This window comes from Lysobacter niastensis, assembly GCF_031457115.1.
GTDB lineage: Bacteria > Pseudomonadota > Gammaproteobacteria > Xanthomonadales > Xanthomonadaceae > Lysobacter_J > Lysobacter_J niastensis_A.
The window spans coordinates 458910-483609 of sequence record NZ_JAVDVY010000003.1; the positions used below are offsets into that span (position 1 = coordinate 458910).

Annotated in this window: 22 protein-coding genes; 8 read left to right on the plus strand and 14 right to left on the minus strand. The window is 66.3% G+C overall.

The features are described 5' to 3' along the window. The first annotated feature begins 29 nt into the window (after positions 1 to 29). The gene (locus tag J2X06_RS16830; RefSeq protein WP_310064419.1) at positions 30 to 590 is read left to right on the plus strand and encodes a hypothetical protein; all 561 of its coding nucleotides are present in this window, start codon (positions 30 to 32) and stop codon (positions 588 to 590) included. Here J2X06_RS16830 and J2X06_RS16835 read toward each other — a convergent pair. Then, positions 587 to 1777 (minus strand): site-specific integrase, encoded by a 1191-nt coding sequence (locus J2X06_RS16835; protein WP_310064420.1) that lies wholly within the window; start codon positions 1775 to 1777, stop codon positions 587 to 589. The genes J2X06_RS16830 and J2X06_RS16835 overlap by 4 nt on opposite strands. Before the next feature lie 299 nt (positions 1778 to 2076). Between J2X06_RS16835 and J2X06_RS16840 the strand changes: the two genes are divergently transcribed. Next, complete coding sequence (locus J2X06_RS16840) at positions 2077 to 2940, plus strand: D-hexose-6-phosphate mutarotase (protein ID WP_310064422.1); 864 nt, start codon at positions 2077 to 2079, stop codon at positions 2938 to 2940. Between the two features lie 25 nt (positions 2941 to 2965). Here J2X06_RS16840 and J2X06_RS16845 read toward each other — a convergent pair whose 3' ends face one another. The 11 genes from J2X06_RS16845 to J2X06_RS16895 all read right to left on the minus strand — a co-directional run bounded on the left by J2X06_RS16845 (position 2966) and on the right by J2X06_RS16895 (position 16838). Next, positions 2966 to 5761: a PAS domain S-box protein gene (locus J2X06_RS16845; RefSeq protein WP_310064424.1), complete on the minus strand. Its 2796-nt coding sequence runs from the start codon at positions 5759 to 5761 to the stop codon at positions 2966 to 2968. A gap of 177 nt (positions 5762 to 5938) precedes the next feature. Continuing rightward, the gene (locus J2X06_RS16850; RefSeq protein WP_310064426.1) at positions 5939 to 7222 is read right to left on the minus strand and encodes a glutamate-5-semialdehyde dehydrogenase; all 1284 of its coding nucleotides are present in this window, start codon (positions 7220 to 7222) and stop codon (positions 5939 to 5941) included. After that, positions 7219 to 8388: a glutamate 5-kinase gene (gene proB / locus J2X06_RS16855; protein ID WP_310064428.1), complete on the minus strand. Its 1170-nt coding sequence runs from the start codon at positions 8386 to 8388 to the stop codon at positions 7219 to 7221. The genes J2X06_RS16850 and proB overlap by 4 nt, the downstream gene beginning before the upstream one ends. Beyond that, a complete protein-coding gene (gene argH / locus J2X06_RS16860) occupies positions 8385 to 9674 on the minus strand; it encodes an argininosuccinate lyase (protein ID WP_310064430.1) in 1290 nt (429 codons plus the stop codon). The genes proB and argH overlap by 4 nt, the downstream gene beginning before the upstream one ends. Beyond that, complete coding sequence (gene argC / locus J2X06_RS16865) at positions 9671 to 10642, minus strand: N-acetyl-gamma-glutamyl-phosphate reductase (RefSeq protein WP_310064432.1); 972 nt, start codon at positions 10640 to 10642, stop codon at positions 9671 to 9673. Before argC ends, argH begins: the two co-directional genes overlap by 4 nt. Further along, positions 10635 to 11264 (minus strand): GNAT family N-acetyltransferase, encoded by a 630-nt coding sequence (locus J2X06_RS16870; RefSeq protein WP_310064434.1) that lies wholly within the window; start codon positions 11262 to 11264, stop codon positions 10635 to 10637. The genes argC and J2X06_RS16870 overlap by 8 nt, the downstream gene beginning before the upstream one ends. Beyond that, positions 11261 to 12589, minus strand: coding sequence for an acetylglutamate kinase (locus J2X06_RS16875; RefSeq protein ID WP_310064436.1), 1329 nt, complete (start codon positions 12587 to 12589; stop codon positions 11261 to 11263). The genes J2X06_RS16870 and J2X06_RS16875 overlap by 4 nt, the downstream gene beginning before the upstream one ends. Before the next feature lie 11 nt (positions 12590 to 12600). Beyond that, entirely contained in the window at positions 12601 to 13683 is a 1083-nt protein-coding gene (locus J2X06_RS16880; RefSeq protein ID WP_310064438.1) for an acetylornithine deacetylase, read from the minus strand. Between the two features lie 63 nt (positions 13684 to 13746). Then, positions 13747 to 14943 carry an argininosuccinate synthase gene (locus tag J2X06_RS16885; protein ID WP_310064485.1) on the minus strand — a complete coding sequence of 399 codons (1197 nt, stop codon included), beginning with the start codon at positions 14941 to 14943 and terminating at the stop codon, positions 13747 to 13749. A 130-nt stretch (positions 14944 to 15073) separates the two neighbouring features. Beyond that, positions 15074 to 16081: an N-acetylornithine carbamoyltransferase gene (locus J2X06_RS16890; RefSeq protein ID WP_310064440.1), complete on the minus strand. Its 1008-nt coding sequence runs from the start codon at positions 16079 to 16081 to the stop codon at positions 15074 to 15076. A gap of 277 nt (positions 16082 to 16358) precedes the next feature. After that, complete coding sequence (locus J2X06_RS16895) at positions 16359 to 16838, minus strand: hypothetical protein (RefSeq protein WP_310064442.1); 480 nt, start codon at positions 16836 to 16838, stop codon at positions 16359 to 16361. Between the two features lie 176 nt (positions 16839 to 17014). Here J2X06_RS16895 and cysS point away from each other — a divergent pair, with 176 nt between their 5' ends. The 3 genes from cysS to J2X06_RS16910 all read left to right on the plus strand — a co-directional run bounded on the left by cysS (position 17015) and on the right by J2X06_RS16910 (position 20268). Next, positions 17015 to 18397 (plus strand): cysteine--tRNA ligase, encoded by a 1383-nt coding sequence (gene cysS, locus J2X06_RS16900; protein ID WP_310064444.1) that lies wholly within the window; start codon positions 17015 to 17017, stop codon positions 18395 to 18397. Between the two features lie 159 nt (positions 18398 to 18556). Further along, the gene (locus tag J2X06_RS16905; protein ID WP_310064446.1) at positions 18557 to 19009 is read left to right on the plus strand and encodes a SufE family protein; all 453 of its coding nucleotides are present in this window, start codon (positions 18557 to 18559) and stop codon (positions 19007 to 19009) included. After that, positions 19006 to 20268: an MFS transporter gene (locus J2X06_RS16910; protein WP_310064448.1), complete on the plus strand. Its 1263-nt coding sequence runs from the start codon at positions 19006 to 19008 to the stop codon at positions 20266 to 20268. Before J2X06_RS16905 ends, J2X06_RS16910 begins: the two co-directional genes overlap by 4 nt. Positions 20269 to 20272: 4 nt before the next feature. Here J2X06_RS16910 and J2X06_RS16915 read toward each other — a convergent pair whose 3' ends face one another. After that, positions 20273 to 20737: a nucleoside deaminase gene (locus J2X06_RS16915; protein ID WP_310064450.1), complete on the minus strand. Its 465-nt coding sequence runs from the start codon at positions 20735 to 20737 to the stop codon at positions 20273 to 20275. 170 nt (positions 20738 to 20907) lie between these two features. Beyond that, the gene (gene dksA, locus J2X06_RS16920) at positions 20908 to 22038 is read right to left on the minus strand and encodes an RNA polymerase-binding protein DksA (RefSeq protein WP_310064451.1); all 1131 of its coding nucleotides are present in this window, start codon (positions 22036 to 22038) and stop codon (positions 20908 to 20910) included. Positions 22039 to 22145: 107 nt separating this feature from the next. Here dksA and yidD point away from each other — a divergent pair, with 107 nt between their 5' ends. From yidD to J2X06_RS16935, 3 genes are read left to right on the plus strand one after another with little or no spacing between them, the layout of a single operon-like run. After that, complete coding sequence (gene yidD, locus J2X06_RS16925) at positions 22146 to 22400, plus strand: membrane protein insertion efficiency factor YidD (protein WP_310064453.1); 255 nt, start codon at positions 22146 to 22148, stop codon at positions 22398 to 22400. Next, positions 22385 to 23731: a dihydroorotase gene (locus tag J2X06_RS16930; RefSeq protein WP_310064455.1), complete on the plus strand. Its 1347-nt coding sequence runs from the start codon at positions 22385 to 22387 to the stop codon at positions 23729 to 23731. Before yidD ends, J2X06_RS16930 begins: the two co-directional genes overlap by 16 nt. A gap of 16 nt (positions 23732 to 23747) precedes the next feature. Then, positions 23748 to 24593, plus strand: coding sequence for a M23 family metallopeptidase (locus J2X06_RS16935; RefSeq protein ID WP_310064487.1), 846 nt, complete (start codon positions 23748 to 23750; stop codon positions 24591 to 24593). Positions 24594 to 24700: the final 107 nt, after the last annotated feature.

Consider the following 24700-nt stretch of genomic DNA (forward strand, 5'->3'; position numbering starts at 1 on the left):
AACATGCTGCCTATAGGAATCAATGGCTTATGGCAAAGACCGCTGAAAAGGCAGTAATGGTTGGGGCTCGAATCAGCCCGAAGCTTCAGTACGGATTGCGGCTACTTGCCCGTGTACAGGGGCGGACCATTGCTGAGGCGGTCGAATGGTCTATTAGCCTCGCCCTACGCCAGACGCGAATCGGAAATGGGGAAGAGCGACTAAACAAGGTGGTCGATACCGCCTGGGAAAAATCAAGCGACGCGCAACGCATCGAATACCTGCGTAGGAAGGCCCCTGAATTACTGGACTTCGATGAGCGCGCCGCATGGAACCTGGTGATTCGCTGTGCGGAACTATGGGAAGAAGCCTTCTATGGCCTCGAGACAGATGCCGACGGAGATCATGTCTTGGTACGCGTTGCCAAGGACGACCCGAACCGTGAGGAGCAGTGGGACGATCGCGTTCCTCTCTTCCCGATCATTGAAAAGCATTGGGAAGCGATAAAGTCTGTGGGTAACGCGCTGGGCAAGGCGGGTGAAATCGAGATGAGATTTACGCTCGCCCAGATCCTCGACGGAACCGCGCTAAAGCTCGCCGGTATCGACTAGAGCACCAACAGCTCCACCGCAGCCGCCTTGTGCTCCGGCGCAAGGTGCGCGTAACGCAGCGTCATCGTTATATCCCCGTGCCCGAGCAATTCGCGCACGGTATTTAGATCCACGCCCGCCATGACCAGCTTGGACGCGAACGTATGTCGCAGATCGTGGAACCGGAAGTCGTCGAGCTTGGCGGCCGTCATTAGGTTTCGCCAAGACTTCGTAACCGCTGCCACACCGAACAAAGGGCCGTCACCGTTGTGCTGCTTGCGGCAGGCCTTCAGCGTCGCCAGGGCTTCGGTATTGAGCGGGATATGCCGCGCCTTACCACTCTTGGCATAGCCAGCCCTGACGGTGAGGCGCTTTCCCTTTAGGTCGATGTCGGCCCAACGCAACTGGGTCAGTTCGCCCCGCCTTAGGCCAGTGTTGATCGCCAGCAGCGTCATGGGCATCAGGTGATCCGTATAGCCCTGAAACGCGCCCAGCGAGTCCTTGCCGCGCGCCGCCCTCCAAGCCTCGCCAGATTCGCGCGACTTACGGCGCCGCTTCTCGCGGGCTTCTAGGGCGGTCCTGAGCCGCTTCTCTTCGGGCTTGCTCAGATACCGCACGCGGGCCTCTATGCCGCGCTTGATTCGCTTCACCTTGGCCAGCGGGTTTGCATCCATCAGGCTCCAATTTAGAGCTTGCTGTAGGGCCGCCTTGATCCGGTCTAGGTCGCGGTTGACCGTGGCCGGCTGCGTTCCGGACCTCAGACGCTCCGCTTTCAGCGCATCCCAATCGGCCAGCGTGATCGCCGTCAGCGGCTTGTCATACCAGCCACCGAATACAGACTTGATCGCCGCCACGGTCGCCTTGCCCTGCTTAGCTGTCGCCTCGACGTGCGGGCCGTATTGATCCCGAATGAACTCCCCGAACGTCTCAGCTTTGCGCTGCGCCCTCAGAGGCGCGCCGTGCTCGGCAATCTCGGCCAGTAAGCGCTGGGCGGTGATCCGCGCGCCCTCCAGGGTCATAACTGGGAAGTCGCCAATCGTTGTGGCCTGCCCTCGCCCGTAGGCAACGGCCCAAGCCTTACGGCCAGTCGGCTGCACGCGAAGCACCAAGCCCACCACCTTGGCATCCCTGAGCGAATAGACTCGCGCCTGAGGCTTGGCAGACTCGACTGCCGCCTTGGTCAGGGTTTCCCGTGAGAGCTTCGGCATGGCCCGTTCTGCAACCGTTCTGCAAAATGCAGTGCATCGCAGAACACAGTGACACTCAAGGGGACGGTAAATCAAGCGGTTATAATGTAACCACCTGATCCTCCGGCCCCCTCAATTGCGTTCGGGACGTAGAAGTCGCAGGTTCAAATCCTGTCTCCCCGACCAACTTTCGCGATCGCAAGAACCGAAGGACGCTGAGATACAAAACGCCGGCCCGTGCCGGCGTTTGTTGTTTCGGGCTTGTGGAACGCCCTGCGCCGCCGGGATGATGCGGACCCACCCCGCACGATGACCTCGAAATGTCCCTGCACTTCGAACACATCGACCTGCATGGTCGTCCCCATCTGCGCCTGACGGCGGCGGACGGCGCCCGCGCGGACGTCAGCCTGCACGGCGCCCAGGTGACGTCGTGGCAGCCTGCGGATGGACGTGAACGGCTGTATGTCAGCCCCTTGGCCAGCCACGCCCCGGGCAAGGCGATCCGCGGCGGCATTCCGGTGGTGTTTCCGCAGTTCGCCGGACGCGGGACGATGATCAAGCACGGCTTCGCGCGCTTGCTGGACTGGCAGTTCCGCGGCATCGAGTACGACGTCGGCTCCGGACCTGCCGCGGCGTTCGAACTTCGCGATGACGCGGCCACGCACGCGCATTGGCCTTCGCGATTCCAGGCCAGGCTGCACGTGGTGCTGGATCCCGCCTGCATCGAGGTCGGACTGGAAATCCGCAACGTCGACGACGCACCCTTCGCGTTCACTGCGGCGCTGCACACCTACCTTCGCGTCGATGACCTGATGGAGGCCTCGCTGCACGGACTGGAGACGGCACGCTACCTCGACAGCGCGCGCGCAGAGGCGCACATGCCGGCGACGGGCGACGCCGTGCGCTTCGGCACCGAGACCGACCGCATCTACCCCGATGCCGTTGCGCCACTGACCCTGCGCGACGGCAGCGGTGTCGTGCAGATCACGGCGCGCCATTTCCGCGACACCGTCGTCTGGAATCCCGGTCCCGAACTTGCCGCTTCGACCGCGGACCTGGGCGCTGGAGAGCACCGGCATTTCGTCTGTGTGGAGTCGGGAACGGTGATCGAACCTGTCACGCTTGCCCCGGGCGAGAACTGGTCGGGCGTTCAGCGCCTGCGAGCATTACCCGGCAGCGCCTGATGCCTGCAGACGGGCGCAATCCGCCTCATGTCCAAAGCTGGGGCCTCTCGATCCAGTAGCCCTGCGCATAGTTGACGCCCATGCCGGACAGCAGGTCGACCGTGGCCTGGTTCTCCACGTACTCGGCGATCGTCTCGATGCCCATGACATGGCCGATATTGTTGATGGCCTCGACCATCGCACAATCGATCGGGTCCTGGTCCATGTGCTTGACGAACGTGCCGTCGATCTTCAGGTAGTCGACCGGCAGGTGCTTGAGGTAGGCGAACGAAGACATGCCGCTGCCGAAGTCGTCGAGCGCGAAGCGGCAGCCCAGCTTCTTGATGTCGCCGATCATCGCCTCGGCATGGGCCAGATTGGCGATGGCCGCGGTTTCCGTGACCTCGAAGCAGATGTTTTCGGCGCGCACTCCCGAGGCCTCGACCTGCGAGCGGACGAACTCGGTGAACGATTCGTCACCCACGGATGCGCCCGACAGGTTGATGAAGCAGATCTCGCCGTTGTGATCCTCGGCCGCCAGCTTCCTCATCGCCTCGGAAACCACCCAACGGTCGATCTCCGGCATCAGGCCGTAGCGTTCGGCGGAGGGAATGAACGTCATCGGCATCACCAGCTTGCCGTTGGAGTCCATCATCCGCAGCAATGTCTCGAAATGCGCGCTCTTGACGGTAGGCAACTCGACACTCGCCTGCCGGCACAGCACGAAGCGGTTTTCTTCCAGCGCCTGGTGGATGCGGGCGATCCAACCGATCTCGCCGCGCCGGCGTATCCGCCGCTGGTCGTCGTGCTTGTAGACATGAATGCGGTTGCGCCCGCGATCCTTGGCCAGGTAGCACGCGGCATCGGCACGGCGCAGCATTTCTTCCCTGCCCACGCCGCCGGAGGCGAGCACCAGGCCGATGCTGACGCCGACGTGGAAGGTGTGTTCTTCCCAACTGAAGGGGAAATGGGTGATGGCCTGGCGCAGACTTTCGGCGATGCGCTTGGCGCCGTCGGCCGAGCAGTTCTCCAGGATCACGCCGAACTCGTCACCACCCAGCCGCGCCAGCGTGTCGGCTTGTCGCAGGCGCCGGCGGAAGACCCCCGCCAGGCGCTTGAGCAGTTCATCGCCCGCGACGTGCCCGCCCGTGTCGTTGACCAGTTTGAACTGGTCCAGGTCCATGAAAAGCACGGCCATCTCGCCTTGCGAGGCTTCGTTGTGCTTGAGCGCGGCATCGAGCCTGCGCTCGAATCCGCGCCGGTTGACCAGCCCGGTCAGTGGGTCGTGTGACGCCTGGTGTGTCATCTCCGCCGCAATGCGCCGCGCCTCGGAGACGTCGTGGAACACGAGCACGGCACCGATTACGTCATCGCGCACATTCTTGATCGGCGCGGCGCTGTCCTCGATCGCGAAACGACCACCGCCACGGCGCTCCAGGATCGAGTCTTCGGTCAGGCCCGCCACCACGCCATCGCGCAACACGATCTCCACCGGGTTGGGCGGCGGATCGGGGCTTCCTTCCTCGGTCAGTACGAGCACGGTGGGCAACGGATGCCCGATGGCTTCCTCGTTGCTCCAACCGGTCATCCTTTCCGCCACCGGGTTGAGGTAGGTCACGCAACCATGCGTATCGGTGGTGATGACGCCGTCGCCGATCGATTCCAGCGTGACGCGCAGGCGTTCCTTGTCGGCGAACAGTTCGGCTTCGGCCTTGCGCCGCTCCGTCACGTCGCGCATCACGGCGACGAAGAGTTGGCCTTCCGTGGTAGGCAGCGCATTCACGATCGCTTCCAGATGGATGATGGAACCGTCCTTGCGGACCGCCGGCAACACGGCGTGCCCCTTGCCCACCAACTGCGGCTCACCGCCCTGCAGGTAGGCCTGGATCTCGCCCATGCGCGCGTCCCTCATCCGCTCGGTGAGCAGCATCTCGATGTCGTTGCCCACGATCTGCGCGGCGGTGTAGCCGAACATCCTCGACGCCGCGGTGTTGAACGACTGCACCGTTCCATTGGCATCGAACGTGATCAGGCCATCGCCGATGTTGTCGACCACGCTGGAAAGCTGCTGGTCCGTCTCGACCAGCCGCTGGTTGGTGTCGCGCAGCTCCTGCTCGATCGCCTGCCGGTGCGAGATGTCGCGCACCACGCAATAGCGATGGCCATCGCGCGGATACGTGTTCCATTCCAGCCAGCGGTACTCGCCGTCCTTGCCGCGGACCAGGTTGCGGAAACTGCGTGCCTGCCTCTCGTGCCGCAACATCTCGCCGAGCGCAGCAGCCTCTTCGCGCTGCGTGGGGTGGATGAAATCCAGGAACGGTCGGGTCGCCAGGTCCTCCGGGGTCCACCCCAATGTGCGCTGCCACGCTGGATTGACGCGGTCGAGCGTGGCGATATCCGACGGCGTCACCGCCAGCATATCGGGCGAAAGCCTGAACAGGACATCGTTCTGGCGTTCGGTCCGGCTTTCGACGGTCACGTCCCGCAGCTGCGACACGAAGAACCGCGGACGCATCCTGCGGTCCCGCGCGAGGCTGACCGTCTGGTAGATGCGCGCGGTTTCACCGGTCTTGCGCAGGAAGCGCTTGGCCACGGTGAACGCCTCGACCCGGCCGGCCAGCAGGTCCTGCAGCCCGATCACATCGACCTCGCTGTCGCCCGGGTGCGTGATGGCCTGCAGGTCGATGTCCAGCAGTTCGGCTTCGTCGTATCCGAGCATGCGGCACGCCGCCGGATTGGCAGCAAGTGCGCGACCATTCAGACCCGACAGGATGGTGCCCAGGGCCGCGTGCTCGAATGCCTGCTGCATGAGCTCGCGTTTGGTGCGTGGGTCGGCGGACATGCGTCCCTCGGCGCGCGGCAATGGTGGGATGGCCGGGACGAAACAGATCGTCCGCCGGATAGTCGCCCTTGGCGACCTGCACGTTAGTGAACGCTTCGCGGCAGACAATCAGGACGCGGGGTGCAAACGCGGGTGGCCGGCACGTTACTTGCCGGCCCCGGTTCGCTCATGGTCGACTCAGGTTGCGTCGACAGACTCCGGATGCCTCACTTGCCCTTCACCTCGCACGACGAACCGCTCGATCGTCAGCGATTCTGCCCCCATGGGCCCATAGGCGTGCAGGCGCGTGGTCGAGATGCCGATCTCGGCGCCCAATCCGAGCTGGCTGCCATCGTTGAAGCGTGAAGACGCGTTCACCATGACCGCGGAACTGCGCGTTCCGCCGATGAAAGCCTCGGCGGCAGCGACATCTTCGGTCGCGATCACCTCGGTGTGGTCGGAGCCGTATCGGGCGATGTGCGTGAGCGCCTCGCCCAGGCTGTCGACGACGCGCACCGCCAGGATTAGGTCCAGGTATTCGGCGGCATAGTCGGCGTCTTCGGCAGGCCGCACGTGATCGCCCCAGGTACGCGTACGGGCGCAGCCGCGCACCTCGACGCCGCGTTTGGCCATGATCTCGAGCGCAAGCGGCATGAAGACGGGGACGATGTCGCGATGCACCAGCAACGTCTCCAGTGCGTTGCATACGCCCGGGCGCGAGGCCTTTCCGTCCACCAGCAGGTCAAGCGCCTTGACCGGATCGGCGGCCGCGTCCACGTAGAGGTGGCATACGCCCTTGTAGTGCTTGATCACCGGCACGCGCGCGTGCTCGGCGACGAACCGGATCAGGCCCTCGCCGCCACGCGGGATCGCCAGGTCGATGAGGTCGGCCAATCCCAGTAACTCCAGCACATGCTCCCGCGAGGGATCGGCGATCAGCGACACCGCGTCCTCGGGCAGGCCGAGTTCACGCAGCGCGCCGTGCAGGCACGCCGCGATCGCCGTGTTGCTCGCGCGCGCCTCCGATCCGCCGCGCAACAGCACGGCGTTGCCGGCCTTCAGGCACAGCGCGGCGGCATCGGCCGTCACGTTGGGGCGGGACTCGTAGATCATCGCGATCAGCCCCAGCGGCACGCGCTGGCGCTCGATCACCATGCCATTGGGGCGTCGGTCGCGGCGTGTTACCTCGCCCAGCGGATCGGGCTGCGCGGCAACCTCCATCAGGCCGGCCGCAATGGACTCCAGACGGGTTTCGTCCAGGCGCAGGCGGTCGAGCAGTGCCGGCCCCAGCCCGGAATCGCGGCCCCGTGCCATGTCCAGGGCATTGGCGGCCAGCACCGCATCGCACTGCTGCACCAGTTGCGTGGCCATGCGCTCGATCAGCCGGCGACGCTCGGCGGTGTCCAGCGCGGCGATCGCGCGTTGCGCCTCGCGCGCACGCTCCGCCAACTCCCTCACGTAGCCCCGACCGTGTGCGTTCATTCCGCCGTCTCCGTCGCCAGCACCACCAGATCATCGCGGTGGATCACCGCCTCCCCGTATCGGAAACCCAGCACGGCCTCGATGTCGCTGCTATGACGTCCGGCGATGCGCTGGATTTCCCCGGCACTGTACTGCGCCAGGCCGCGCGCGCAGGGCGCCGTGTCGATGTTTTCGACGACTTCGATCACATCGCCGCGACGAAACCCGCCGTGGGCGCCGATCACCCCGCCTGGCAGCAGCGAGGCGCCGCGTCGGCGTAGCGCTTCGGCGGCGCCGGCGTCGACCTGCACGCGGCCGGAGGCAGGCGCATGTCGCAGCCATTGTTTGCGTGCGCGCAACCGGTCGCCCTGCCCTTGCACCAGCGTGCCGTGCAGCTGCCCGGCGGCCAGGACCTCCACGACAGCGGCATCGCGGCCACAGAACAGCGCCGTTGGTATGCCGGCCGTCGCCGCCTTGGCAGCGGCTTCGAGCTTGGTGCGCATGCCACCCGTGCCCAGCGCGCCGGCACCGCCAGCCACATCCAGCAGTTCCTGCGTTACCCGCTCGGCACGGAGGATGGGACGCGCCGAGGGGTCGCGCTGCGGGTGCGCGCTGTAAAGCCCGCCGATGTCGGTGGCGATCAACAGCAGGTCTGCGTCGACCAGCGAAGCCACGGCGGCTGCAAGGTTGTCGTTGTCGCCGAGCTTGAGCTCGTCGACCGCGACGGTGTCGTTCTCGTTGATGATCGGCAGCGTGCCCAGCCGCAACAGCTCACGCAGGCTGGCCCGTGCATTGAGGTAGCGGCGACGATTGCGCAGGTCGTCGTGGGTCAGCAGCACCTGCGCCACGGGGCGATCGACCAGTTGTTGCCAGAAGCCGATCAGCGAAGCCTGTCCGAGCGCCGCCAAGGCCTGACGCAGCACCAGGCCATCGCCGCCGGAGGCGACACGGGCCCGTCCGGCCGCGACCGCGCCGGACGAGACCAGCAACACTTCGCGATGCTGCGCATGGCATTGCGCGATGAACCGCGCCAGCCCGGCGGCATGGCGCGCGTCGAGACCGCCGTGGGTGTTGTTGTCGCCGAAGCCGGCCAGCAGGCTGCTGCCGACTTTCAGCACCGCGCGTTGCCAACGCGGCAGGGGTTGCGCCGGGAAGTCTCGTTCAGACGACCTTCCCAACGCGCTCATTGCAGCGCGTCCAGTCGTCGCTGCAGTTCATCCAGTTGCAGGTCGGCCGCCGCGCCGGGCGAAACGCGCGCGGCCAGGCTGGCCTCGGGATCGCCCTGGGCCCAGCGCGCCGGATCCGCCGCCTGTCGATAGGCCTCGCGGAACGGCAGTCCCTGCCGAGCCAGATCGACAGCCAGGTCGGTGGCGTACATCGACGGGTCCAGTGCGGCGCGCATCGCGTCCGTCTTCCATTCCAGGTTACGCAGCAGGTCGGGCAGCAGTTCCAGCGCGCCCAAACCGCGACCGAAGGCGTGGAAGATCGCACCCTTGGAGAACTGCAGGTCGCGGTGGTAACCCGAAGGTAGCGACAACAGCTGCTCGATCTCGGTACGCGCAGCAGCGGCGGCGGAGTAGCTCGCACGCATCAGTTCGATCACGTCCGGATTGCGCTTGTTGGGCATGATCGAGCTGCCGGTCGTGTACTGCGCCGGCAAGGCGACGAAACCGAACTCGGCGGTGGTGAACAGGCTCAGGTCCCAGGCCAGGCGACGCAGGTCGAGCAATGCCGACGACATCGCTTCGATCGCCGCCATCTCGAACTTGCCGCGCGACAGCTGCGCATACGCCGCCGACACCTGCATGCGCCCGAACCCGAGCGCCGTGGTGGTGTGTTCGCGCGCCAGCGGCAGGTTGACGCCGTAGCCGGCCGCGCTGCCGAGCGGATTGGCATCCACCCAGGCGAGCGTCTGCTGCGCACGCTGCGCGTTGTCGATGAAGCCCTCGGCCCAGGCCGCCCACCACATGCCCAGCGAGGACACGACCGCGCGTTGCAGGTGCGTGTAGCCCGGCAGCGGCATCGCGCCCTCCACGCCGGCGCGTGCCAGCGCCACCTGCGCGCTCTCGCGGCAGGTCGCGGCCACGCGGGCAAGGCGGTCCTTCAACCATAGTCGCGTAGCGACGAGGATCTGGTCGTTGCGGCTGCGGCCGGTGTGGATCTTTTTGCCGGCATCGCCCAGGCGTTCGACCAGCCGCGCCTCGATGGCCGAATGGCCATCCTCGTACTGCTCGTCGAGCACGAAGCGCCCGCTGCGGAAGTCCTCGGCCAGCACGTCGAGCTCCCGTTCCAATCCTGCGAGTTCTTCAGCATCGAGGATCCCGATCCGCTGCAGGCCCTGCGCATGTGCGCGGCTGGCCTGGACGTCGAACAGGAAGAACTCGCGGTCGAGGATCACGTCCTCGCCGGCGAGGAACTGCTGGATGCGCGCGTCGACCTGGACGCCCGGCTTCTGCCAAAGGAGCTGGCTCATGCGTTGTGCTCCGCGGCGGGAATGCCCGCCATCTCGTCGAATCCGAATGCGAGGTTGAGATTCTGCAACGCCTGCGTCGCGGCGCCCTTGAGCAGGTTGTCCTCGGTGGCGACCACGACCAGGCGGCGACCATCGGGCGACAGCGTGAAGCCGCCGATCTCGACGTGATGCCGGCCGGCGATGTTGCTGACCCACGGCGCATCGTCGCGCACATCGACCAGCGGCTCGTCGGCATAACGCCCGCGGTAGCGCTCGAGGACCTGGTGGCGTTCGAACGCCTGCGCCAGCGGCAGATTGGCGGTGATGGTCAGGCCACGGAAATGCGACGCGACATGCGGCAGGAACTGGATCTCATGGCCGAGCTGGCGCGTGACTTCGCGCTCGTGCACATGATTGGTCAACGCGTACGGCATCAGGTTGTCACGCAGCTTGTCCGGATCGTTCTTGTCGGAGGGCGTCGTGCCCGCACCGGAATAGCCGGATACGCCGAAGCACTGCACCGGACCGGCCAGCGCGTCGAGCATCGGTTCCACCGCCAATTGCATCGCAGTGGCGTAGCAGCCCGGGTTGCTGATCCGGCGCTGGCCGGAATACTGGCCACGGGTCAGTTCCGGCAGTCCGTAGTACCAGCCATCGTCGAAGCGGTAATCAGCCGACAGATCGACGATCACCGGGTCGGCTCCGGCCACGTCGAATGCCGCCACGCAAGCCGCCGCCTTGCCGTTGGGCAAGGCCAGCACGATCGCGTCGGCGCCAAGGCCCGGCAGTTCTTCGTTACCGGGCGAAACATAACGAAGCTCGCCACCGATGCGATCGGCGAAATCGGGAAAATGATCGGCCACGCGCTGGCCGACCAGTTCGCGCGACGATACGAACGCCAGCTCGAAATCCGGATGGCCGGCGATCAGCCGGATCAGCTCGGCGCCGACATGGCCGCGCGCGCCTACGATGCCTACGGATTTAGCCACGCCCGCCGTCTCCACGTTGCGACCCGGCGATCCCGAGCCTGTAGTCGAGGTTGTTCTTAACCGCCGACCACTCGGACTGGATGATCGAGAACACCACGGTGTCGCGGAAACTGCCGTCCGGCAACCGCTGGTGATTGCGCAGCACGCCGTCCTGCTTGGCGCCCAGGCGCGCGATCGCAGCACGCGAACGCTCGTTGAACCAGTTCGTGCGGAACTCCACCGCGATGCACTGCCATGCATCGAACGCATGACCCAGCAGCAGGTACTTGGCCTCGGTATTGACTGCGGTGCGCTGCACCCGCTGCGAATACCAGGTGTAGCCGATTTCGACGCGGCGGTTGTCGTGGTCGACGTTGCAGAACGTAGTCTGGCCGACCACCTCGCCCGTCTCGCGCAGGCGCACCACGAACGGCAGGAAGGTGCGCTGCTCGCGGCGCTTCAGCATCAGCGTGACGTGTTCGTCGATGGCCTCGGGACGCGGCACGCTGGTGTACCAGAGCTTCCACAACTCGCCATCGCGCACGGCCTGCGCCAGCTCCTGCGCGTGCGTGGCCTCCATCGGCTCGAGCCGGACGTGGCGCCCTTCGAGCACGACCGGCGCGAGGAAAGGAACCGCGCTCACGCTGCATCCGCCAGCGTCGGCAGGCGCGTGGCGCAATGGTCCACGCACCAGGCGATCTGCTCGAAGCCATCCAGCCCGTACCAGAACACCTTCCACTTATCCTGCTTGATGCAGCCGTCGGACTCGCTGTAATAGAACGGATTGACCGCATTGCCGTGGCGCGAGCGCCAGAACAGGCTCGGGTTCTGCTCGCGCATCACCTGCCACACGGCGCGCCCCAGGCCCTCGCCCTGCGCCTCATCGAGCACGGCGAACTTGTCGAGGTAGGTCAAGCCGTCCTCGCGCGTCAGGATCACCGCCGCGCGATAGTTCTCACTGACGTAGGCGCGATGCAGCGTGGTGCGCTCGAAGTAATCGGGCAGCAGGCGCCGGCCGAAAGCCGACTCGATCAGCTCCCGCAACCGCGGCAGGTCCAGCTCGTCCCATTCGCTGACCTGCAGCACGCGCTCGCCGCGTCGCACCAGCGTGCCCGACCCCTTGTGGGTGAACAGCTCCTTGGCCAGCTCGGACGGCTTGGTGATCGACACCGACGACGTCAGCGGCAACTTGTCGAGCAGGTCCTTGATCTGCTCGATCTTCACGCGCATGCCGCCGTTGATCCACGATTGCGCCATCAGGTGCTCGTACTCGGTCGACAGGTTGATCGAATCGATGACCTTGCCGGTGTCGTCGAGCAGACCGCCGGTGCCGGTCAGGAACACGATCTTGTACGGCTGCAGTACCTGCACCAGTTCGTTGGCGGCGAAGTCGGCGTTGACGTTGAGGATCTGCCCGCTGGCGGTCTCGCCGAGGCTGGCGATCACCGGGATCGATCCGGCCCTCAGGCTGGCTTCGATCGGGGCGAGGTTGACGCGCTTCACCTCGCCGACCAGGCCATAGGTGTCCTGATCGAGGTATTCGGACTCGAACACGCCCGAAACGATCGACGTCGCACGCGCATCGAACGCCTGCAGCGCCTCGACCAGCTTCAGGTTCTGGGTCTGGAACACGCGCCGCACGATGGCGAGCGCTTCCGGCGAGGTCACGCGCAGGCCGTTGACGGTGCGCTTCCCGATGCCGGCGGCGGACAGCTCCTCGTCGAGTTGCGGGCCGGCGCCGTGGATGACGATCGGCGTCAGGCCGACGTCTTGCAGGAACGCCAGCGAGGACGTCAGCGCGTCGAGGTCGTCGCGCAGCACGGCGCCGCCGACTTTCACCACGGCGAAGCGCTTGGCGTCGAGCTGGGAAAACCGCTTGAGGTACTGCGAGATTTCCTTCGCGCTGGCCATGCTCGAAAGCAGGCGCACGATGGTCTGGCGGGTCTGGATGTCGTGTGCGTCGTTCATTGCGGTAATGCTCAATCCAGGACTCGGATGATGGACTCGGTGTAGTGCTGCAACTGTTGCAGCGCCACCCATTCGTCGGCGGTGTGGGCCTGGGCGATGTCGCCCGGGCCATAGACGAACGCAGTCAGCCCGGCGGCGGAGAACAGCGACGCCTCGGTCCAGAAATCGACCGCGTTGCCGATGGGGAAATGCAGCGCGTCGGCAAGGTCGCGCGCTTCCAGGCGGCGCTCCTCGGCATCGGCGATGTCGCCGGAGGGCAGCGACGGACCGCGGAAGGTTTCCACGTAGCGTTCGATGGCGCCGGGTTCGACCAGTGTGCCGAAGCGCTCGTGCAGCGCATCGATCGACATCGACGGCAACGGCCGGAAGCCGAAACGCACCTCGGCGCTGGGCGCGATCATGTTGGCCTTGATGCCACCCTCGACCCGGCCGATGTTGAAGCGCAACCCGGTCAACCCTCCGAAGCGCTGGTGTCCCTGGCTCTCGACGAAATCCAGCGCGTGGCCGCCCCAGCGTATCGACTGGTGCAGCGCGCTGGCCTGCAGGGCATTGGCGCCGGAGGCATGGCCGGCCATGCCGCGGAACTTCAGCAGCACCGAGCTGATGCCACGATGGGCCAGCACCGCCTCGCAACGGGTCGGCTCGGCGATGATCGCCTCCTGGAACCCGTGTTGCGTCGCCAGAAACCCTGCGATGCAACGCGGATCGTTGGCTTCCTCGTCGGTGCTGAACAGGAACGCCGCGTCGCCCTTCGTCACCGAAGCCGCGGTCAGCAGTCCGGCCGCAGCACCCTTGATGTCGCATGCACCCAGACCGATTGCGCGGTCCGCGGTCACTCGCAGCGTGTGGGGATCGGCGCTCCAGGCTTCCGACGACGGCACCGTGTCCAGGTGCACGTTGTACAACCGCCGCGGATTACCGCGCACGGCCAGCAACGACACCGCACCGTCGCCGTAATCGGTGACCTCGATGCGGAAGTCGGTCAGGTGCGAGCGCAGGTAATCGAAGATCCCGCCGGTGCCAATCGCACGCGGCGGATTGCGGGTGTCGAACGACACCAGCGCTTCGAGGTGTTTGAGGGTCTTGGCGAGCATGGCTACCGTGGTTGATGTCTCAGTTGGCTCCCTCTCCCGGCGGGAGAGGACCGGGTGCTGTGCTTACTTGCGGTTGATTTCGGCCCAGAGCGTGCTGCTCATGCCGAACAGCTTGATGAAGCCTTCGGCCTCGGCCACGCCCCAATCGGCCGCCTGCGCGTAGGTCGCGCCCTTGGCATTGAGGATGTGCTTGGACGAGATGGCCACGGCATTGACGATGCCGCCGTTCGTTTCCAGCACCACTTCGCCGTTCACCATCGCCTGGCTCGACGCCAGGAATGCTTCCAGGTCGGTCTTGAGCGGATCGTGGAAGAAGCCTTCGTACACCAGTTCCACCCACTTGCGCGCCACGTCCGGCTTGAAGCGATTCTGCTGCTTGCTCAGCACCGCTTCTTCCAGCGCGCGATGCGCGGTCAGCAGTGCGACAAGGCCCGGCGCTTCGAAAATGATGCGGCCCTTGAGGCCGATGGTGGTGTCGCCGGTATAGAGGCCGCGACCGACGCCGTACTGCGCGAACAGGCCATTGAGCTTGGCCAACATCGTGTGGCCGGCAATCTTCTGCCCATCGAGCGCGACGGCTTCGCCGTTCTCGAACGCGATCGTCACGCGCAGCGGCTGCGCCGGCCATTCGGCTCGCGGCTTGCACCAGCCGACCGCGCCCTCGCCCGGCGCCTGCCAGCGATCGATCTCGCCGCCGGACATGGTCAGGCCCAGCAGGTTCTCGTTGATGGTGTAGGCCTTCTGCTTGGCGCGCACGCCGAAGCCGCGTTCCTCCAGGTACTTCTGCTCGTAGGCGCGGACCTCGGTGTGCTCCTTCTGGATCTCGCGGATCGGCGCCACGATCTCGTAGTCGCCCAGCGCCTTCACCGCCAGGTCGAAGCGCACCTGGTCGTTGCCCATGCCGGTGCAGCCGTGCGCGATGGCCTTGGTGCCCAACTCATCGGCGCGCTTGAGCGCGGCTTCGACAATGAGGTATCGGTCCGACACCAGCAGCGGGTACTGCCCCTGGTAGCCCTCGCCCGCCCACACGAACGGCTTGACGAAACCCGACCAGATCGCCGGACCGCCGTCGACGGTGACATGCGAGGCCACGCCCAGTTCGGCGGCGCGCTGTTCGATGAAGGCGCGCTCTTCGGCATCGACGCCGCCCGTGTCGGCGAACACGGTGTGCACGTTCCAGCCGCGCTCCTTCAGGTAGGGCACGCAGAAGCTGGTGTCGAGGCCGCCGGAAAAGGCGAGGACGATGTCTTTGCTCATGATCTTTTTCTCTGATGGTTCGCCCCCTCCCCCGCTTGCGGGGGGAGGGTTGGGGTGGGGGCAAGGGGTGCGGAGCATCTGCCCTCACCCCAACCTCTTTCCCGCTTGCGGGGAGAGGGGGTTCAATTGGTTACTACCTGATCAACGCCGACATGATCGCCTTCTGCACGTGCAGACGGTTCTCGGCCTCGTTGATCGCGATGCATTGCGGCGAATCCATCACCGCATCGGTGGCCTTGACGTTGCGACGCAGCGGCAGGCAATGCGAGAACACGCCGTGATTGGTCAACGCCATCTTGGCCTCGTCGACGATGAAGTGCTGGTACTGGTCGCGGATGGGTTTCTCCGGCGCCCAGTTGCCGAAGTACGGCAGCGCGCCCCAGCTCTTGGCGTAGACCACGTCGGCACCGCGATAGGCGCTTTCGATGTCGTGGCTGACGATCAGCGAGCCGCCGCTCTCGGCGACGTTCTTCTCGGCCCAGCCCATGTAGCGCTCGTCGAGAACATACTCGGGCGTCGGACACAGCAACGTGACGTCCATGCCCATGCGCGTGGCAATCGTCAGCGCCGAATTGGCGACGGCGGTGTTGAGCGGCTTGGGGTGGTAGGTCCAGGTCAGCACGTACTTCTTGCCGCGCAGGTCGGTCGTGCCGAAGTGCTCCTGCAGCGCCAGGATGTGTGCAAGCTCCTGGCACGGATGGGTGATCGTCTCCATGTTGATCACCGGCACCGGCGAGTACTTCGCGAAGCTCTCCAGCACGCGGTCCTGGCGGTCGATCGACCAGTCGACGAACTTCGGGAACGCGCGCACGCCGATCAGGTCGACATAGCGGCCCAGCACCTGCGCCACCTCGGCGATGTGCTCCTCGGCCTCGCCGTCCATCACCTTGCCCAGTTCGAACTCGATCGGCCACGCGTCCTTGCCCGGCTGCAGCACGATGGCGTGGCCGCCCAACTGGAACGCGCCCAGTTCGAAGCTGGTGCGGGTGCGCATCGACGGGTTGAAGAACACCAGGGCGATCGAGCGGCCCTTGAGCTGGTCGCCAAGCTTGCTGCGCTTGAACGCGGTGGCCTGGGCCAGCAACGCGTCGAGGTCGTTGCGCGACCAGTCCTGGGTGTTGAGGAAGTGCCTGGGGGTCATCGGGGTGCGGTCCGTGTCGTGAGGGGGACAGTCGTTGCGCGGGCCCAAAGCAAAAAAGCCCAGCGCGTAGGCTGGGCTTTTTCTGTGTCACTTCGCCGTGAGGAAGTTGGCGTGTGCGACCGATTACCCAGCAGGATGGCAGGGAAACGGTCGACGCGCGCGCGAGGTCATGCCCGCCGCCATGTAGGCGGAGGTCAGTACGTCGGCGTCGGCGTAGTGGGTGTTCATCAGGGTGCGAATGCTCGCATGCAGCGGTGGTGGGCGCAAGCTTGAAGCTTCACCGGCTGCGGGCCGGCGCCACCACGGGAGTCACGGAGACGCGGATGCGCAGGCGGTTGCCAGGATCCTCAGGCAGGCGCGAGCGGAACTTGGCGCCCTTGTATACGTAGTCGACGTCATAGGCGATGGGGCGGCGGAACTCGCGGTCGACGGTCACCGGACGGCATTTGGCCGGGTCCTTGGGGTCCTTGCCGCCTTTGTCGTCCTTGCTGTTCTTGTCGCCGTCCCGTTCTGGCTTGTCCTCGCGGGTGAGCGCGTCCTTGACGGCCCCGAATGCCCGCGAGAAGCGCGAATCCTCGCCCTCGCACTGCTGCTCGACGCTGCTGGCCCGGAGCGTCTGGTAGACGGGCGTGACCCGCAGCACCTGCGCATAGTCGAACCGGACATTCTCGGCCTGGATGACCGTGTTCTGTGCGGCCGCAGTGCCGGCCCATAAGGCGAGCGACAGGATCGGCAGCAGCAGAAAAGAACGGTTCATCAGGCTCGCGAGTCAGGTTTGTTCAGAAAGTGTAATTGTTGTCACGCTCGAGGGCCTGAACCCTCGCCTAAGGTCGGCGACCGCCCCACCGGGCGGAAAAGCCTGGACGGTCCGCCAGCGCTCGTGGCAAACGCGGCCAGACCGCTAGAATGGCCAGCATTCCCAGCGGTGCCCCCATGAGCCTGCAACTCTTCAACAGCCTGACGCGACGGGTCGAGCCGTTCGTGCCGCTCGATCCCGCCCGCCCGACCATGTATGTCTGCGGGCCCACGGTCTACAACTACGCCCACATCGGCAACGCCCGTGGTCCGGTCGTTTTCGACGTGCTGGCACGGGTCCTGCGGCGCCGTTTCGGCGACCTGGCCTACGCCCGCAACATCACCGACGTCGACGACAAGATCAATACCGCCGCCAGGGAACAGGGCGTGCCGATCTCGACGATCACCGACCGGTTCGCTGCGATCTATCGCGAGGACATGGCGGCGCTGGGCGTGCAGCCGCCGGACCTCGAGCCCGAGGCCACCCGCCACATCGGCCAGATCATCGCGATGATCGAGCGCCTGATCGAGGCCGGGCATGCCTATGCCGCGCAAGGTCATGCGCTGTTCTCGGTCGCCAGCTTCTCCCAGTACGGCAAGCTCTCGCGTCGCGACCCGGAGGAACTGCTGGCCGGCGCGCGGGTGGACGTGGCGCCGTACAAGCGCGATGCGGGCGATTTTGTGCTGTGGAAGCCCTCCACCGACGACCTGCCCGGTTGGGACTCGCCGTGGGGCCGCGGCCGTCCCGGTTGGCACATCGAGTGCTCGGCGATGGCCGCTGCGCACCTGGGCGAAACCATCGACATCCACGCCGGCGGCGTCGACCTGCAGTTCCCGCATCACGAGAACGAAATCGCGCAGAGCGAATGCGCGCATGGCGGCAAGCCTTTCGCCCGCGTCTGGATGCACAACGGCATGCTCAATTTCGGCGGGGCCAAGATGGCCAAGTCGGTGGGCAACATCCAGCGCGTGCACGAACTGATCAAGGAAAACCCGCCTGAAGCGCTGCGTTACGCCCTGCTCTCGGCGCATTACCGGCAGCCGCTGGACTGGTCCGATGGCCTGATCGAACAATGCGTGCGCACGCTCGACCGCCTGTACGGCACGCTGCGCGACTTGGCCGATGTCGTGGTCGCGCCCGACTTTGCCCATCCGGTCATTCCTGCAGGCATCGAGGCCGCCCTGGACGATGACCTCAACACGCCGCAGGCGCTGGCCGAGATTTCGCGCATCGCCGCCGACGCGCGCAAGGCCGAGTCCATCGCGGACAAGGCCAGGCTCAAGGGCGAACTACTCGGTGCCGGCCTGGCGCTGGGCCTGTTGCAGCAGGAGGCGGCGGCGTGGTTCGGTCGCGGCGCCTCCGGCGACGACGACTCCCGCATCCAGACCTTGATCGACGAGCGCGTGGCGGCCAAGAAGGCGCGCGACTTCGCCCGCGCCGATGCCATCCGCGACCAGCTGGCCGGCGAAGGCATCCTGCTCGAGGACACGCCGCAGGGCGTGCGCTGGAAGCGGGGGTGAGCAATGCCGCGGCCACCAGTGGCGTGGCCCTCTGGCTCCCTTGATCCCCGCGAAGGCGGGGATCCAGCGCCTTCAGGCCGTGCCCTGACTGGACGCCAACTCCCTGGTTTCCCGCCTTACGCGGGAATGACGGGCGTAAGGCGTAAAATCACCATCGAAATGAATGCCATTGCCGCCCCCGTCAGCCCCTTCCCGATCGAAGCCAGCACCACTGAGGCGCAGGCGGCGATTCGCGACGAGTTCGCCTTCTTCGGCGACTGGTCCGAGCGCTACCAGTACCTGATCGACCTCGGACGCAAGCTGCCGGACCTGCCGGCCGACTGGAAGACCGAGCAGCACCGCCTGCACGGTTGCCAGTCGATGGTGTGGATCGTCGCCGAGGGCGACCGCGACCGCCTCGATTTCCATGCAATCAGCGATTCGGCGATCGTGTCCGGGCTGATCTACCTCGCCCTGCGCGTGTACTCGGGTCGCAGCGCCGCCGACATCGCGCGCACCGACGCCGATTACATCGCCGACATCGGCCTGGCCAAGCACCTCTCGCCCACCCGCAGCAACGGCCTGGCGGCGTTGCTGGGCTTCATCCGCGACCAGGCCCAGCGCCACCTGTGAGCGATCAAGCCGCGGCCCAAGCCACGGGCGTCTCTACGCTGCTGCACAATCGCGGCTTCGTGGGCCTGCTGGTGTACCGCCTGCTGGCGATGCTGTCGTACCAGATCGTCGCGGTCACGGTCGGCTGGCATGTCTACGAAATCACCCGCGATGCGCTGGCGCTAGGCCTGATCGGCCTGGCCGAGGTCATTCCCTACTTCTGCTTCGCGCTGTTCGCCGGATACGCCGTCGACCACCTGCCGCGACGCAAGCTGGGCATGGCCGCGTGCGTGGGCCTGTTCGCCACGACGCTGGCGCTGGCCGGCGTGGCCAGCGGCGTATTGCCTGCCGGTGTAGGCGGCTTCGGCGCGCTGGTCATCTACGCGGCGATCGCGGTCAACGGCGTGGTGCGCGCGTTCCTGGCGCCGGTCTACATGTCGCTGTTCGCACGCGTGCTCAAGCGCGAGCAGTTCACGCGCGGTGCCGGCGTCAGCAGCGTGGTGATGCAGACCGGGCTGGTGCTCGGTCCCGCGATGGGCGGCCTGCTGGTCGCCTGGGGGGGCAAGACCTCGGCCTATCTGGTGGCGGCCGGCTTTGCCGCCGCCGCGGCGATCGCGGTGATCAGCCTTCGCGTGACCGAACCGCCAATGCCGGCCGAGCGTGCACCGGTGTTCCAGAGCATCGGCGAGGGCCTGCGCTTCGTGTTCAACACGCAGGTCGTGCTCGGCGCCCTCGCGCTGGACATGTTTTCGGTGCTGTTCGGCGGCGCGGTCGCGCTGCTACCCGCCTTCATCAGCGACATCCTGCATTACGGTCCGGAGGCCCTCGGCCTGCTGCGCGCTGCTCCCGCGGCCGGCGCGGTGCTGGTGGGCCTGTACCTGGCGCGGCACCCGCTGCAGCGCAACGCCGGCCGCATCTTGTTGGTTGCAGTGGCAGGGTTCGGGTTGTGCATCATCGGCTTCGCGCTTTCGCGGCACCTGTGGCTGTCGGCGCTGATGCTGATGATGTCGGGCATGTGCGACGGCGTGTCGGTGGTGCTGCGCTCGACCATCCTGCAACTGGCCACGCCCGACCACATGCGCGGACGCGTGTCGTCGATCAACGGCATCTTCATCGGCTCGTCGAACGAACTGGGTGCGTTCGAATCGGGCGTGGCGGCGCGTCTGCTAGGCCTGGTGCCGTCGGTGATCTTCGGCGGCTGCATGACGCTGGCGGTGGTGGGCATCACCGCCCGGCTGGCACCGAAGCTGCGACGGCTGGACCTGCGCGAACTGCACTAACCGCTCAAGAGCGCAGGCGCGCCCACTGTTCGTACAAGCCTTCCTCCTCCGGCAGTCGCAACGCACGCACCAGCAGCGACTGCGCCTGTGGCGGTAGCGCCATCTGCGCATAGATCGGCGCCGTCGACAGCCCATACGGGGCGCCATCCTCGTTGGAATACGCGTAGTACACCGCCGACATCCCGCACAGGTGCATGGCCGCCAGGCACATCGGGCACGGATGGCCGCTCGCGTAGATCGCGCATCCCTCCAGGCGCGTGTTGTCCAACCTCTGCGCGGCCTCGCGGATTGCCAGCAACTCTGCGTGCGCGGTCGGGTCGCCGCTGTCGTGGATTCGGTTGGCCGCTCGCGCGATTACTTCGCCATCGCGCACCAGCACGGCGCCGAACGGCCGGCCGCCTCGGGCAATGTTGTCTCGGGCAAGCGCGAGGGCCTCGCGCATGAACGAGGAATCCGTAGGTGAAGACATGGCAATGGCTCGGGGGCGGTATTGCACCGAGCATGCACGCAAGCGGCGCAATGCGCGTTACAGGTCGTGTCGTTACCGCACAAACGCAGAAGCCCGGCCGGAGCCGGGCTTCGTGCCCCCTTGACCAGGGGCAGCGGAATGTCCCCAGGCAGCGGCCCGGGGAGTCCGGCTTAGTCGCCCATCTGCTTCTGCAGATGCTCCCAACGCTCCTGCGCATCGATCGTGCGCTCGGCGGTGAGACGCGCTTCCAGGCGTTCCAGGCCGATTTCCTCGCCGGTATCGACGCAGTAGCCGTAGTCGCCCGAGTCCACGCGCTTGAGCGTGCTGTCGATCTTGCTGATCAGCTTGCGGTAGCGGTCACGGGTGCGCAGCTCCAGCGAGTTCTCGGTCTCGCGGGTTGCGCGCTCGGCTTCGTCGCCGACGTCGCGGACTTCGTCCTTGAGGTTCTCGATGGTCTGCTTGGACTCCTCGACCAGATCCGCGCGCCAATGCATCAGGCGCTGGCGGAAATATTCGAGCTGTAGCGGGCTCATGTACTCCTCGTCCACCGTCGGGCGGTAGCCCTGCGGGACGATCGGACGCCCAGTGGAATCGGTGTTGTACGGCACGACCTTCACCTTGCCTTTCGGCGCGGGTGCTTGCGGCTTGGCCGCGATGGCGACCGCGACCTTGCCAGCCGGACGCGGGGTCGGTGCAGGTTTCGCGGGGGAATTGACGGCCGCGGATTTCTGCGCAGGCACCTTGCTGGGAGCGGTTTGAGTCACGGAGTTCTTGGCTGCTTCAGGTTTGCTGGCTTCGGCCGCGACCGGTGCGGTCTTGGTGGCGGGACGAGGCGCGGGTTTCTTGACGATGGACGGCTTGGCGACAGCCGGCTTGCTGACCGGTTCCGACGTCTTGGACACCGGCGCCTTGGCGGCGACGGGCTTGGGTGCCGGGACCTGCTTCGCAGGAGCCTGCTTGGCGGCAATGGGTTTGGCTGGCGCCGCCTTCTTGGCGACGACGGCCTTCTTCACCGGGGCCGCTTTCTTACTAACGGCTTTGGTGGCGGCGACCGGCTTCTTGGCGATCGCTGGTTTCTTGGCGGCGACCGGCTTCTTGACCGCTACCTTTTTCGCAGCCGGCTTCTTCGCCACGACCTTCTTGGCGACCGGCTTCTTGACCGCAACCTTCTTCGCGGCGGCCTTTTTGGCCACCGGCTTCTTGGTCACGGCCTTCTTGGAGGCGGACTTGCTGGAAGCGGCCTTTGGGGCGGCTTTCTTGACGGCCTTGGCGGCCTTCTTGGCGGGTTTTTTCACTGCCACGAGCGAGATGTCCTTCTGTTCCCTTGTGACGGGAAAGCGCGCTGTTATACCCTGCCCCGGGCAACGGCGGCAACCGCATAAAAAAGGCTTGTCCGCATTAAGGAACCGTGATCGACCGTCTGCTCATCGCCTTGCTTCGCGCCTACAAGCGGTGGATCAGTCCACTGCTGGGGCCGCGCTGCCGGTTCCATCCCACCTGCTCGGTCTACGCCATGCAGGCGATCGCCCGTTTCGGTGCGATCAAGGGCAGTTGGCTCGCGGTCAGGCGCGTGCTGCGTTGCCATCCCCTGCACCCCGGCGGCCACGATCCCGTGCCCGACGCCGACACTTCCCACGGAAAAACCCCATGTCATCGACATTGATCGTCAATGCCCGCCTGGTCAACGAAGGCCGCGAATTCGACGGCGACCTGCGCATCGAGTCCGGCCGCATCGCCCAGATCGGCAGCGGGCTCAAAGCGCGCGGCAACGAGACCGTGGTCGACGCCTCCGGCTGTCGCCTGCTGCCCGGCATGATCGACGACCAGGTGCATTTCCGTGAACCCGGCCTGGAATACAAGGCCGACATGGCGACCGAATCGGCCGCCGCGGTGGCCGGCGGCCTGACCGCTTTCATGGACATGCCCAACACAAGCCCGCCCACGCTCGACGCCGCCGCGCTGGAGGACAAGTACCGCCGCGCCTCGGGCCGCGCCTGGGCCAACTACGGCTTCTATCTGGGCGCCAGCAACGACAACCTTGCGGCCATCCAATCGCTGGACCCGCGCACCGCGCCCGGCATCAAGGTGTTCATGGGCGCCTCCACGGGCAACATGCTGGTGGACAACCCGGAGATCCTCGACGGCATTTTCCGCGACGCGCCGACGCCAATCATCACGCACTGCGAAGACACGCCGATGATCGATGCCGAGCTGGCCCGCTACAAGGCGCAGTACGGCGACGACATCCCCGCCGCCTGCCATCCCGACATCCGCTCGCGCGCGGCCTGCCTGAAGTCGACGGAACTGGCGATCTCGCTGGCGCGCAAGCACGACACCCGCCTGCACGTACTGCACATCAGCACCGCCGACGAGCTGGCGCTGTTCGAGCCGGGCCCGCTGGTGCGCGCCGACGGCAGCCGCAAGCGCATCACCGCCGAGACCTGTATCCACTTCCTGCGCTTCGACCGCGCCGATTACGCGCGGCTTGGGCACCTGATCAAGTGCAACCCGGCAATCAAGGACGCAAGCGACCGCCAGGCGCTGATCGCGGCGCTCGCCGACGACATCATCGACGTGCTCGCCACCGACCACGCCCCGCATACGCTGGAAGAGAAGGCTCGCCCCTATACCTCCGCGCCCAGCGGCCTGCCGCTGGTGCAGTACGCACTGGTGGCGGCGCTGGAACTGGTCCACGAAGGCAAGCTGACCACCGCCCAGGTCGTGCAGAAGTTCGCGCACGCACCGGCGCAGCTGTTCGACGTCGAGGGACGCGGCTTCCTGCGCGAGGGTTACGCGGCCGACCTGGTCCTGGTCGAGGACACGCCCTTCACGGTGCAGCGCGAGGACGTGCTGTCCAAGTGCGCCTGGTCTCCGTTCGAGGGCACGACGTTCCATTCCCGCATCGCCTCGACCTGGGTCAATGGCGAGTTGGTATGGAACGGCCGGCAGCTGGTCGGCGACCCGGCAGGCCAGCGCCTGTCCTTCACGCGATGAGCACTACCCGGTGAGACTGAAGGGATTGCCGGTGCTGCTGGCGCTGGCCTTGCTGGCACCGATCATCGGAGCCCTTGCGCAGGAACCCGCGGTCACGCCACTGGCGGACACACGCATCGTGTTCCCCACCTCGGTGCAGCAGGGCGCGCTGGTGATCGGCAAGGTGCCGGCTGGCAGCATCGCCCGCTATCGCGAGCGGATGCTGCGTGCCACGCCCTATGGCTCGGTGGTGTTCGGTGTCGGTCGCGATGAGGCGGGTCCGGTCGAGGTCGAAGTGACCGGCGCGGACGGACGCCAGCAAACCATCCAGGTCGCGGTGACGCCGCGCGACTGGCCAGTGGAGAAAATCGACGGCGTCCCGCCCGCGACGGTCGAACCGCCGCCGGAGATCGCCGCGCGGATCGAGCGCGAGCAGGCGATGGTGACGGCCGCACGCGAGCGCGACGACGACCGCTCCGACTTCGCGCGCCCCTTCGTCTGGCCGGTGCAGGGCCGTATCAGCGGGCGCTTCGGTAACCAGCGCATCTACAACGGCACGCCCAAGTCGCCGCATTCCGGCATGGACGTGGCCGCAGCCAGCGGCACGCCGGTACTGGCGCCGGCGGGCGGCATCGTCACCTTCGCCGCGCCCGACCTGTACCTGACGGGCGGCACGGTGCTGCTCGACCATGGCCACGGTGTCAGCTCGAACTTCCTGCATCTTTCGCGCATCGACGTGAAGGTCGGCGAGCGCGTGACCCAGGGCCAGCGGATCGGTGCGGTCGGTGCCACCGGGCGCGCGACCGGGCCGCACCTGCATTGGGGTATGAACTGGTTCGACGTGCGCATTGATCCCTTGCTGGTGCTCGAGCGCGGCCAGTAATTCTTTCCCCAGGGTTCGTCCTTCCCACGCGCGGCGGCGCGTTCGTCATCACTGCCAGCCGTGTTACCAGGCGGCGCGGTTCGACGTGCGCATCGATCCCTTGCTGG

Coding starts and splice junctions, on each gene's coding strand:
- J2X06_RS16835 (WP_310064420.1), bottom strand. CDS start 1,777: ATGCCGAAGCTCTCACGGGAAACCCTGACCAAGGCGGCAGTCGAGTCT.
- J2X06_RS16850 (WP_310064426.1), bottom strand. CDS start 7,222: ATGAACGCACACGGTCGGGGCTACGTGAGGGAGTTGGCGGAGCGTGCG.
- J2X06_RS16915 (WP_310064450.1), bottom strand. CDS start 20,737: ATGTCTTCACCTACGGATTCCTCGTTCATGCGCGAGGCCCTCGCGCTT.
- J2X06_RS16880 (WP_310064438.1), bottom strand. CDS start 13,683: ATGCTCGCCAAGACCCTCAAACACCTCGAAGCGCTGGTGTCGTTCGAC.
- J2X06_RS16845 (WP_310064424.1), bottom strand. CDS start 5,761: ATGTCCGCCGACCCACGCACCAAACGCGAGCTCATGCAGCAGGCATTC.
- J2X06_RS16895 (WP_310064442.1), bottom strand. CDS start 16,838: ATGAACCGTTCTTTTCTGCTGCTGCCGATCCTGTCGCTCGCCTTATGG.
- argH (WP_310064430.1), bottom strand. CDS start 9,674: ATGAGCCAGCTCCTTTGGCAGAAGCCGGGCGTCCAGGTCGACGCGCGC.
- proB (WP_310064428.1), bottom strand. CDS start 8,388: ATGAGCGCGTTGGGAAGGTCGTCTGAACGAGACTTCCCGGCGCAACCC.
- J2X06_RS16875 (WP_310064436.1), bottom strand. CDS start 12,589: ATGAACGACGCACACGACATCCAGACCCGCCAGACCATCGTGCGCCTG.
- J2X06_RS16840 (WP_310064422.1), top strand. CDS start 2,077: ATGTCCCTGCACTTCGAACACATCGACCTGCATGGTCGTCCCCATCTG.
- J2X06_RS16930 (WP_310064455.1), top strand. CDS start 22,385: ATGTCATCGACATTGATCGTCAATGCCCGCCTGGTCAACGAAGGCCGC.
- J2X06_RS16830 (WP_310064419.1), top strand. CDS start 30: ATGGCAAAGACCGCTGAAAAGGCAGTAATGGTTGGGGCTCGAATCAGC.
- J2X06_RS16890 (WP_310064440.1), bottom strand. CDS start 16,081: ATGACCCCCAGGCACTTCCTCAACACCCAGGACTGGTCGCGCAACGAC.
- cysS (WP_310064444.1), top strand. CDS start 17,015: ATGAGCCTGCAACTCTTCAACAGCCTGACGCGACGGGTCGAGCCGTTC.
- J2X06_RS16905 (WP_310064446.1), top strand. CDS start 18,557: ATGAATGCCATTGCCGCCCCCGTCAGCCCCTTCCCGATCGAAGCCAGC.